The sequence below is a fragment of the Streptomyces luteolus genome (assembly GCF_029968015.1).
Classification (GTDB): Bacteria; Actinomycetota; Actinomycetes; order Streptomycetales; family Streptomycetaceae; genus Streptomyces; species Streptomyces luteolus.
Map to the genome: position 1 here is coordinate 22,123 of NZ_JASCIS010000068.1, position 10,674 is coordinate 32,796.

A 10,674-nucleotide genomic window follows, 5' to 3' on the forward strand; every position below is an offset into this window, starting at 1 on the left:
CAGTCACCACACCGCGCCCGCGCGGAAACCAGCACGGCTACCGTCGTACTCCGTGGCTCCGCACTTCCTTGAGGGGGCGTACGCGGCATGAGTCTCGACGACGACCACGGCCGGCCCGACGACGGCGGCTACGGCGGCTCCGGCCACACCCGCACCCGCCTCCCGGACGGCGACGGCGGGTACGGCCCGGCCAGACGCGTGCCGCGCTCCCCGCGCAGCCTGGTCACGGTCGTGTCGGTCGTCGTCCTGCTCGTCGCGGCGATCGCGTTCGCGAACCGGGGCGGGGGCGAGGGGAGTTCGGACTCCGCGTCCTCCGAGGGCGGGGGGCCCGCGGCGGCCCCGACTGCCCCGTCCGGGCAGAAGCCGGTTTCTTCTGGGTTCGGGAGGGATCGGGAGGGGGTGCAGAGCGCTGCCGCTAATTATGCGGTGGCGCTGGGGTCCGACGGTATGTACGACAGCGCCCGCCGCCAGGAGATCATGAAGGCCGTCTACTCCCCCTCCGTCGTTGCACAGCGCCAAAGGGACGTCGACAAGGTCTACTCCGACCCGAAGTTCCTGGCCAGGATCGGGCTGGATAAGGACGGCACGGCACCTGACGGCCAGACCTTCGTGACGCGCTTCAACCCGGTCGGCACCAAGGTCGAGAAGTACACCAACGACGCGGCGAGCGTCTCGGTCTGGTACTCGGCCCTCTTCGGACTGGCCGGGGAAGGGTCCAAGAACCCCGTCTCCGAGAGCTGGTACACGAGCACCTTCGAACTGAAGTGGGTCGGTGGCGACTGGAAGGTCACCGACTTCAAGCAGAAGGAGGGCCCCGCCCCCGTGGGGCGCGACCAAACTGCCTCCACCGCCGAGGAGATGGCGGACGCGATCAAGCAGTTCGGAGGGTTCACGTATGCCCGGTAAGCGTCGACGCACCCTCACGCTCGCCACCGCGGTCGGAGCCGTGCAAACGGCCGTCTTCGTGCTGGCCACACGTGCCGTGGCCGCACCCGACCCCCAGCCGAGCGACGATCCCTGCGACCTCATCCGCGGCCCCGCCAAGGACTACTGCGAAAACGGCAAAGAAACCACCCCCAAATCCCCCGCCGCCGACACCCTCAGCACCCTCGACCCCCTCTCCTCCCTGGCCAAGGGCTGCGCCGACGCCGCCTCCTGGACCGTCGACAAGCTGAGTGCCGCCGTCAAGGACACCGCGAACGTCGACTTCACCAACCCGACGTTCCTGCAGCAGTACGCAGTCGTCTTCGCCGCGTCGACCATCCTGACCCTCCTCCTCTGGCTCCTCGCCGTCGCCAAGCGGGCCGTGCGGGGTGTGCCGTTGACGACCGCCGTCGGGGAGGCCATCGGGTTCCTCTGGCTCACCGTGCTCGCCTCCGCGTTCACCCCGCTGATCCTCTACACCGTCGTCTCCGCGACCGACGGCGTCTCGGAGGTGTTGGCCAAGACCACCGGCGGCCAGACCGACGTCTTCTTCGGGTCGTTCTCCGAAGCGCTCAAGAAGGGCGAGGACATCGGCGGCGGACCGATCATGCTGATCGTCGTCTCGCTCGTCTCGATCCTCGCCGCGGGCGTCCTCTGGCTGGAGCTCGTCATCCGCGCCGCCCTGCTGTACGTGGGCGCCCTGCTCGGCACGGTCGTGTACGCGGGACTCGTCGACAAGAACCTCTGGTCGCACGTACGCCGCTGGGCCGGAATCATGATCGCGGTGATCCTCGTGAAGCCCGTGATCGTCATCGTGCTCGGGCTAGCCGGAGCGCTCTCCGGTGACGACGGACCCGACGCGTTCTCCGCCGTCGTCTCCGGCCTCGCCATCATCCTGCTCGCCATCTTCGCCTCGGCGATGATCTACCGCTTCGTCCCCGGCTTCGGTGACGAGATCGCCGCGGGCCGCAACAACCGCATCATGCAGAGCGCCGAGGGCAAGGCCGCCGCCGTCATCAGCTCGCCCGCCGCGCTCGTCTCGCAGGGCATCAAGACCCACAGCACCCGCGGCCGCGGCGGCGAGGACAGCGGCGGCGGCAACGCCCGCCCCGCCAACCCCGCCAGCGGAGGCGTCGCCGCGCACGCCAACCGAGGGACGGGCAGCTCGCCCGCCACCCCCGCGCCGCGCACCGGAACCCACAGCACCAGAGGCACGACCAACCGCACGGGAGGTGAAGGGCGTTGACGACCCAGTCCCACCAGGTCGCGCCCCGCCGCACATATCTGATCGGCCGGGCCCGGCCGAACGCGATCGTCGGCAAGAACCGCGAGACCGGCGAGATCGCCCTGATCGTCGCCGGCGCCTTCCTCGGCATGATGTGCGGCCTGCTCGTCCCCGTCCTCTCCCTGCGCATCGTGCTGCTCACCGGCTTCCCGATGCTGGCCCTCGCCGCGGTCTACGTGCCGTACAAGGGCCGCACGTTCTACCGCTGGTACGAGGTCAACCGCAGCTACAAGCGCAGCCTGCGGCAAGGCACCGCCTACCGCTCCGCCGCCCCCGAGGCCGGAGTGCGGCTCGACGGCCGCGAGGTCGAGGTCGGACCGCCGCCCGGCATCGGCCGCATCGCCTGGCTGGCCGCGCCCTTCGGCCCCGACGAGATCGCCGTGCTCCTGCACGCCGACCGCCGCACCGTCACCGCCGCCATCGAGATCGAGGGCCCCGGCGTCGGCCTGCGCGACAGCGAGGACCAGGAGGCCCTCGTCGACCGCTTCGGCACGCTCCTCAAGCACGTCGCGAACGGCGACGGCTTCGTCACCCGCCTCCAGATGCTCGCCCGCACCCTCCCCGCCGACCCCGACGCGCACGCCAAGGACGTCGCGGTCCGCGGCGACGAGAAGGCGCCGGGCTGGCTGCAGAGCTCGTACGACCAACTGCAGTCGATGGTGTCGACCAGCAGCGAGCAGCACCGCGCGTACCTCGTCGCCTGCATGCACTACAACCGCGAACTCGCCGCCGAGGCCCAGGCCGTGGCCCGCGCCGCCCGCCCGCACGGCGGCCGCAAGGTCGACAAGGACGCCGGTATCGCCGTCGTCATGGCCCGCGAGCTGACCGACATCTGCTCGCGCCTCCAGGAGGCCGACATCCGCGTACGCCAGCCCCTCGGCCAGGGCCGGCTCGCCTCGCTCGTGCACTCCATGTACGACCCGGACCACCCCATCGACCACATCCAGGCCATGACCCAGCGCAACGCCTGGCCCGCCGAACTCGACGCCATGGAAGCCACGTTCCTCCAGGCCAAGACCCGCGAGTCCTCCACCCGCGCCCCCTGGTGCCACGCCACGGCCTGGGTGAAGGAGTGGCCGATGACCCCCGTGGGCGTCAACTTCCTCGCGCCGCTGCTCGTCCACACCCCGGACGTGATCCGCACCGTCGCCGTCACGATGGACCTCGAACCCACCGAGGTCGCCATCGAACGGATGCTCACCGAGAAGACCAACGACGACGCGGAGGCCAGCCGTCAGGCCAAGATGAACCGCACCGTCGACCCGCGCGACGCCGCCGCCCACTCCCGCCTCGACCAGCGCGGCGAGGACCTCGCGAGCGGCGCGGCCGGCGTCAACCTCGTCGGGTACATCACGGTGTCCGCCCGCTCCCCCGAGGCACTCGCCCGCGACAAGCGGACGATCAGGGCCTCTGCGGGCAAGTCGTACCTCAAGCTGGAGTGGTGCGACCGCGAACACCACCGGGCGTTCGTCAACACCCTGCCGTTCGCCACCGGCATCCGACGCTAGCCCCGCCCACCCGACGACGGCGATGACAGAGAAGGCAGAGGCGCCAAGCCCATGCGAGATCCGCTGACCACGCTGACCGACGCCTTCACCTCCTTCCTGTTCGGAAAGGTGGAGACGACCCGCCTCCCGGTGCGCACCTCCACCGGCCAGGCCCAGGCGGTCTACCTGCCGACCGCCGCCCCCGGCCTCGGCGACTCCGGCGTGATCATCGGCCGCGAGGTCTACAGCGGCAAGGGCTACATCTACGACCCCTTCCAGCTGTACGGCCAGCAGCTCCCCGCCCCCCACTGGCTCGTCCTCGGCGAATCCGGAAACGGCAAGTCCGCCCTGGAGAAGACGTACGTCCTACGGCAGTTGAGGTTCCGCGACCGCCAGGTCGTCGTCCTCGACGCGCAGGGCGAGGACGGCGTCGGCGAGTGGAACCTGATCGCGCAGGAGCTCGGCATAACGCCGATCCGCCTGGACCCCACGGTCGCCCTGGACACGGGCATCCGCCTGAACCCCCTCGACCCGTCGATCACGACCACGGGCCAGCTGGCACTCCTCCGCACCATCATCGAAGTCGCCATGGGCCACGGCCTGGACGAACGCTCCGGCTTCGCCCTGAAGGTCGCGCACGCCTACGTCAACGAGACCATCGTCGAACGCCAGCCCGTCCTCACCGACATCGTCGAGCAACTCCGCCACCCCGAACCGGAGTCGGCGGAGGCCATGAACGTGGCCATAGAGGACGTACGGGCCTGGGGCCTGGACGTCGCCCTCGTCCTGGACCGCCTGGTCGACGGCGACCTGCGCGGCATGTTCGACGGCCCCACGACGGTCGGCATCGACCTCGACGCCCCCCTCATCGTCTTCGACCTCTCGCACATCGACCGCAACTCCATCGCCATGCCCATCCTCATGGCGATCGTCGGCGTGTGGCTGGAGCACACCTGGATCCGCCCCGACCGCAAGAAGCGCATCTTCCTGGTGGAGGAGGCGTGGCACATCATCAACTCCCCCTTCGTCGCCCAACTCTTCCAGCGCCTGCTGAAGTTCGGCCGCCGCCTGGGTCTCTCGTTCGTCGCGGTCGTCCACCACCTCTCCGACGTGGTCGACGGGGCCGCCGCCAAGGAGGCCGCCGCCATCCTCAAAATGGCCTCCACCAGAACGATCTACGCCCAGAAGACCGACGAAGCCCGCGCCACCGGCCACGTACTCGGCCTGCCCCGCTGGGCCGTGGAGATCATCCCCACACTCACCCCCGGCATCGCGGTCTGGGACGTCAACGGCAACGTCCAGGTCGTCAAACACCTCATCACCGAGATGGAACGCCCCCTCGTCTACACCGACCGCGCCATGACCGAATCGTCCCTGGTCGAGGAGGAGGACGACCTCATGGCCGCCGCCGAACTCGAAGCCGAGGAACGCGCCGCCCGCATGGAGCGGTACGCGGCGCACGCCGAACTCGGCGACCCGGACGCAACGGTGGCCTGACATGCGCGACCCGCACCCCGAGCGCCGGGAAGGCGGCGGCATCCCCGACGGCCTGCTCGTCGCCCTGCTCGCCTTCCTCCTCGGCCTCACCCTCCTCGTCTGGACGGCCACCGGCCTCTCCGCCCTCCTCGCGAAAGGCGCCTGGCCGGACCGGGTCACCTTCGCCCGCACCCCCCTCGCCATACGCCACCTCATCTCCCAGCCCCACGACATCCCCGGCGCCTGGCCCGACTCCCCCGAACAGGCCTTCTCCGGCTACGGCCTCTTCTGGGGCCTGTTCATCGGCCAGTTGCTGGTGCTGACGGTGCTGGTGGTGTTCGTGATGAGCACGGTCGCACGGTGGCGGGCCACCGCTGTGGGCAGGCGTTCCGCAGGGCGGAACGGGTGGGCACAGCCCCACGTGCCGGATGCGATCAACGACAAGTCCGACCCCGTCGACCAGGCAGCACCCGAGCCGACCGCACCCTCAACGACCACGGTCCCCACCCCCCGCACCCCCCTGATCCTCGCCCCACCCGCAGAGCGCCACCCCTCCGCCGTACAGGCAATCCAGGAGTCCGAGGGCCCAGCCCTGGTCGTCACCTCGGACCCCACCCTGTGGGAGGAGACGAAGGACGCGAGGGCCAAGCTCGGCCCCGTACTCCTCTACGACCCCGAGCACCGCTGCGACACCCCCGCCCGCATGCACTGGCCCCCCACCACCGGCTGCGAGGACAAACCCACCGCCGCCGCCCGCGCCAGGGCCCTGCTCGCCCCCGTACGCCCCACCGCCAAGCTCGACGCGACCACCGCGAGCACCGCCGAGACGCTGCTGCGCAGCTATCTGCACGCCGCCGCCATCGACGGCCGCCCGTTCAAGCACGTGCACCGCTGGGCGCAGGGCAGCCAGGTCCAGGAGGCCGTACGCGTCCTGCGGACCAGCGGCAAGGCGGCCTCCGGTTCGGGCGGCGAACTGGAGGCGGCCCTCACCGCGCACCCCGAACGCCGCGACATGGCCCAGGAGTTGACCGCCCGAGCCCTCTCCGCGCTGTTCTCCGTGCACATCCGCGAGGCCTGCGCCCCGAACCGTACGGACACCCTCACGCTGGATTCCTTCATCGCCGAAGGGGGCACGCTTTACGTGGTGGGTGAACCCATCGAGGATCCGAAGTCGGCGCCGGGAGCCATGCCGCTCCTCACGGCGCTCGTATCAAGCGTGGTCGAGCACGGCCGGCGCATGGCCGCACGGTCATCCTCCGGTCGGCTCGACCCACCACTCGCGCTGATCCTCGACGACGTCGCCGCCGTCGCCCCGCTCCCCGAGCTCCCCGAACTCCTCGCCGACGGCGCCGATTCGGGCCTGCCCACGCTCGCCCTGCTCCGCTCCCGCGAACAGGCCCGCGCCCGGTGGCCCCACGACGACCTGCCTGTCTGAGCACCGCGGGTCTCAGGGGCGCCGTCGTACCCCGGTACTACGACGCCCCCTCACCTTCCCGCCCCGGTCCGACGTATCGCGCCCGCCCGCGCAGCAGCATCGACACCATGATTCGGGCACACGGACTCACCAAACGCTACGGCCCCAGGCCCACCAAGACCGCTGTGGACGGACTCGACTTCGAGGTCCGCCCCGGCGCCGTCACCGGCTTCCTCGGCCCCAACGGCGCCGGCAAGTCCACGACGATGCGCATGCTCCTCGGCCTGGACGCGCCCACCGCCGGACACGCCACCATCGGCGGCCGCTCCTACGCCACTCACCCCGCGCCCCTGCACGAGGTCGGCGCCCTCCTCGAAGCGCGCTCCGTACACCCGGGCCGCTCCGCCTTCCACCACCTCACGGCCCTCGCCCTCACCCACGGAATCCCGCGCTCCAGGGTCGAGGAGGTGCTCGAACTCGCCGGGGTCCGCGAGGTCGCCGCCCGCCGCGTGAAGGGCTTCTCCCTCGGCATGGGCCAGCGCCTCGGCATCGCCGCGGCCCTCCTCGGCGACCCGGGCACCCTGATCCTCGACGAACCCGTCAACGGCCTCGATCCCGAGGGCGTCCTCTGGATCCGTACGCTCCTCAAGTCCCTGGCCGCACAGGGCCGTACCGTCCTCGTCTCCTCGCACCTGATGAGCGAGATGGCCCTGACCGCCGAGCACCTCGTCATCATCGGCCGCGGCCGGCTCCTCGCCGACACCACGGTCCAGGAGTTCGTCCGCGCCTCCGGCGCCGCCGCCGTCAAGGTCGTCACACCCGAGCCCACCGCCCTGGCCGACCACCTCGCCGCCCCCGGCGTCCACATCACCAGCGACACCCCCGGCACCCTCGACATCCACGGCACCGACGCCGAACACATCGGCCGCACCGCCGCCGCCCACGCCATCCCCCTCTACGAACTCACCCCGCACTCCCGCTCGTTGGAACAGGCCTTCATGGACCTCACCCGCGACTCCGTCGAGTACCAGGCCACCACGCCCCTGACGGGAGCAGCCGCATGACCGCCCTCAGCGCCCTCAGCGCCCTCACCGCCCCCGCCCTCACCTGCAGACGGATCCTCCACTCCGAGTGGCACAAGCTGTGGACGCTCCGCTCCACCTGGATCATCCTCACCGCAGCGGTCGTCAGCACCCTCGCCATGGGCCTCGTCATGGGCGGTACGTACGACGGCGACGACTCCGAGATCGACACCGTCACCTTCGTCCTGCTCGGCACCCAGCTCGCCCAGATCTGCGTCGCCGTCCTGGGCATCCTCGTCACCGCGGGCGAGTACGCGACGGGCCTGATCCGCGCCACCCTCACCGCCGTGCCCCGCCGCATCCCGGTCCTGCGGGCCAAGGCCGCGGTCTTCACGACGGTCGCCTTCGCCGTCACATGCGTCACCAACCTGGTCACCTTCCTGGCCGCCCAGGCACTCCTCTCCGGCACCGACAAAGCCACCGCGCTCACCGACTCCGGCATCCTGCGCGCCCTCGCCGGCAACGCCGCCGGCATCACCCTGCTCAGCCTGATCGCGCTCGGCCTCGGCGCCCTGGTCCGCTCGATCCCCGGCGCCATCGGGGCCTTCGTCGGCACGGTCCTGATCCTGCCCGAGCTGCTCGGCAGCCTGCCGTACGAGCCGCTGCGCACCGCCATCGACTACTTCCCGGCGCAGGCGGCGGGCGTCCTCGGCTCCGCCACACCCCTGCCCGGCGCCGCCTCCCCGGGCCCCGCTCTGCTCGCCCTGCTCCTCTGGGCCGCGGCGATCCTCACCGCGGCGGGCCTGCGCCTGAAGAACCGTGACGTATAGCTTCCTCGCGCCGGACCCGTCCGTACGACCCCGTACGAGTCCATACGAGCCCGTACGAGTCCATCCGAGTCCATACGAGCCCGTACGAGTCCATCCGAGTCCATACGAGCCCGTACGAGTCCATCGGAGTCCATCCGAGTCCATACGAGTCCGTACGAAGATGAGACCGTGGCCATGACCGACCCGACCCCCGAGAGCGCCCGCGACCAGGACGGCTGGTCCGCGGGCGCCTCGCCCCTCACCCGTCATGTGCAGCGGCACCTCCAGAAGGTCCACGCCTTCGACCGGCGCCGCCCGCTGGTCTGGGACCTCAGCCTGACGTCCTTCTTCATCCTGGCCGCGCTGCTCGACTACACCAGCGGCGGCTGGCAGACCATCGCCCGGAACGAGGGGGCCGCCGACTCCCTGGTCCTGGCGCTCTGCCTGGGCTTCTCCGCGCCGCTCCTGTGGCGTCGCACCCGCCCGATGCCCGTGCTCCTCGCCATGGCACCGGTGTCCCTGGTGAACAGCTGGACGGGCATCCTCCTTCAGGCAGCCCTCTTCCAGTTCATCGTCGTCTTCAACCTGGCCCTGCGCTCCCCCCTGAAGCCGGTGCTGTGGGCCCTTCCGCTGATCCTCACGCCCACGGTGATCGGCGCGCTGCGCTTCCCGGAGGACAGCTGGGACCTGCAAGTCTTCCCCGCGCTCTGGACGTACGCGATGGTCACGCTGCTGGCCCTCGCCGTCCGCACCCGCCGCGAGTACCTGGCGTCTCTGGTCGAGCGCGCCCGCCAGCTGGAGGTGGAGCGCGACCAGCAGGCCCGCCTCGCCGCGGCCGCCGAACGCACCCGCATCGCCCGCGAGATGCACGACATCATCGGCCACAACCTCTCCGTCATCACGGGCCTCGCGGACGGCGGTTCGTACGCGGCGAGGAAGCAGCCCGAGCGCGCCGCCCAGGCCCTGGACGCCATCGCGGGCACCAGCCGCGAGGCCCTCACGGAACTCCGCCGCCTCCTCGGCGTCCTCCGCGACGACTCCCCCACCGCCGACCTCACCCCACAGCCCGGCCTGGACGACCTCGACTCCCTGGTGGACGGCGTCCGTTCGGCGGGTCTGCCGGTGCGCATGACGGTACGCGGCACCCCGGCCGACACCACGGACACCGCGGGCCGCGAGCTCACGGTCTACCGCGTCGTCCAGGAGGCCCTTACCAACACCCTGAAGCACGCGGGCCCGGGTGCCTCCGCCACCGTCGAGGTCGGCCACACCGGCACCGGTCTGACGGTGACGGTCACGGACGACGGCCACGCGCAACCGCCGCCCCTCGCGGCCCCCGCGGACGGCCGCGGCCTGCCCGGAATGCGCGAGCGAACCGCCTTGTACGACGGCACACTTGAGGCCGGACCCCTGCCCCGCCCGCCGGGCGGCTGGCAAGTCCGCATGCACCTTCCGAACTCTCCCGCCTCCGGCTCCCCGACACCCCTTGAGGACGCGACCCCGTGACCGCGGTCCTGATCGTCGACGACCAGCCGATGCAGCGCTTCGGCTTCCGCATGCTCCTGGAGAGCCAGGACGACATGACGGTCGTGGGTGAGGCGGGCAACGGCGGCGAGGCGGTCCGCCAGACCGCTCAACTCCAGCCGGACGTCGTCCTGATGGACATCCGCATGCCCGGCCTGGACGGCATCGAGGCCACGCGCCGCATCACCGCCTCCGGCAACCGCACCCGCGTCCTGATCCTCACGACGTTCGACCTCGACGAGTACGCCTACGCGGGTCTGCGCGCCGGTGCTTCCGGGTTCCTGGTGAAGGACGCTCAGCCGGAGGAGCTGTTGTCGGGCATCCGCGCGGTGGCTTCGGGGGACGCGGTGGTCGCCCCGAGCCTGACGCGCCGGCTTCTCGACGCGTTCGCGGACCAGCTGCCGTCGGACCCGGCGGGCCCGTCGGAAACGCTCGCCGAGGATGCCCGCCTCACCTCTCTCACCGAGCGCGAACGCGAAATCCTCACGGCCATCGGCCAGGGCTGGACGAACACGGAGATCGCCGAACGCTTCCATCTCGCCGAATCCACGGTGAAGACCCATGTGGGCCGCGTCCTCGCCAAGACGGGCGCCCGGGACCGCGTACAGGCGGTGATCCTGGCCTACGACACCCGCTTGGTGAAGCCGTCCTGAAAGACCCTGAACGCAAAAAGACCCTGAACGCAAAAATGCCTCAACCCCCGGACAAAGTCCGGGGGTTGAGGCTAAAAATT

At 70.9% G+C, this 10,674-nt stretch carries 9 protein-coding genes; all 9 read left to right on the plus strand.

Features of this window, described 5'->3' with window-relative positions:
- Positions 1–87 precede the first annotated feature (87 nt).
- Positions 88–906: a hypothetical protein gene (locus QIT00_RS36460; protein WP_282539802.1), complete on the plus strand. Its 819-nt coding sequence runs from the start codon at positions 88–90 to the stop codon at positions 904–906.
- Positions 896–2,170, plus strand: coding sequence for a hypothetical protein (locus QIT00_RS36465; protein ID WP_282539803.1), 1,275 nt, complete (start codon positions 896–898; stop codon positions 2,168–2,170). The genes QIT00_RS36460 and QIT00_RS36465 overlap by 11 nt, the downstream gene beginning before the upstream one ends.
- Positions 2,167–3,717 (plus strand): SCO6880 family protein, encoded by a 1,551-nt coding sequence (locus QIT00_RS36470; protein ID WP_282539804.1) that lies wholly within the window; start codon positions 2,167–2,169, stop codon positions 3,715–3,717. The genes QIT00_RS36465 and QIT00_RS36470 overlap by 4 nt, the downstream gene beginning before the upstream one ends.
- 51 nt (positions 3,718–3,768) lie before the next feature.
- Entirely contained in the window at positions 3,769–5,193 is a 1,425-nt protein-coding gene (locus tag QIT00_RS36475; protein ID WP_282539805.1) for an ATP-binding protein, read from the plus strand.
- A 1-nt stretch (position 5,194) separates the two neighbouring features.
- Positions 5,195–6,607, plus strand: coding sequence for a type IV secretory system conjugative DNA transfer family protein (locus tag QIT00_RS36480; protein ID WP_282539806.1), 1,413 nt, complete (start codon positions 5,195–5,197; stop codon positions 6,605–6,607).
- Between the two features lie 107 nt (positions 6,608–6,714).
- Positions 6,715–7,650, plus strand: a complete 936-nt coding sequence (locus QIT00_RS36485; protein ID WP_282539807.1) for an ATP-binding cassette domain-containing protein — start codon at positions 6,715–6,717, stop codon at positions 7,648–7,650.
- Positions 7,647–8,438: an ABC transporter permease gene (locus tag QIT00_RS36490; protein ID WP_282539808.1), complete on the plus strand. Its 792-nt coding sequence runs from the start codon at positions 7,647–7,649 to the stop codon at positions 8,436–8,438. Before QIT00_RS36485 ends, QIT00_RS36490 begins: the two co-directional genes overlap by 4 nt.
- A gap of 174 nt (positions 8,439–8,612) precedes the next feature.
- Positions 8,613–9,923 carry a sensor histidine kinase gene (locus QIT00_RS36495; RefSeq protein ID WP_282539809.1) on the plus strand — a complete coding sequence of 437 codons (1,311 nt, stop codon included), beginning with the start codon at positions 8,613–8,615 and terminating at the stop codon, positions 9,921–9,923.
- Entirely contained in the window at positions 9,920–10,594 is a 675-nt protein-coding gene (locus QIT00_RS36500; RefSeq protein WP_282539810.1) for a response regulator, read from the plus strand. Before QIT00_RS36495 ends, QIT00_RS36500 begins: the two co-directional genes overlap by 4 nt.
- Positions 10,595–10,674: the final 80 nt, after the last annotated feature.

Excerpts from the sequence above, each read along its gene's own strand:
- QIT00_RS36495 (WP_282539809.1), top strand. The coding sequence starts at position 8,613 with ATGACCGACCCGACCCCCGAGAGCGCCCGCGACCAGGACGGCTGGTCC.
- QIT00_RS36465 (WP_282539803.1), top strand. The coding sequence starts at position 896 with ATGCCCGGTAAGCGTCGACGCACCCTCACGCTCGCCACCGCGGTCGGA.
- QIT00_RS36490 (WP_282539808.1), top strand. The coding sequence starts at position 7,647 with ATGACCGCCCTCAGCGCCCTCAGCGCCCTCACCGCCCCCGCCCTCACC.
- QIT00_RS36475 (WP_282539805.1), top strand. The coding sequence starts at position 3,769 with ATGCGAGATCCGCTGACCACGCTGACCGACGCCTTCACCTCCTTCCTG.
- QIT00_RS36460 (WP_282539802.1), top strand. The coding sequence starts at position 88 with ATGAGTCTCGACGACGACCACGGCCGGCCCGACGACGGCGGCTACGGC.
- QIT00_RS36480 (WP_282539806.1), top strand. The coding sequence starts at position 5,195 with ATGCGCGACCCGCACCCCGAGCGCCGGGAAGGCGGCGGCATCCCCGAC.
- QIT00_RS36485 (WP_282539807.1), top strand. The coding sequence starts at position 6,715 with ATGATTCGGGCACACGGACTCACCAAACGCTACGGCCCCAGGCCCACC.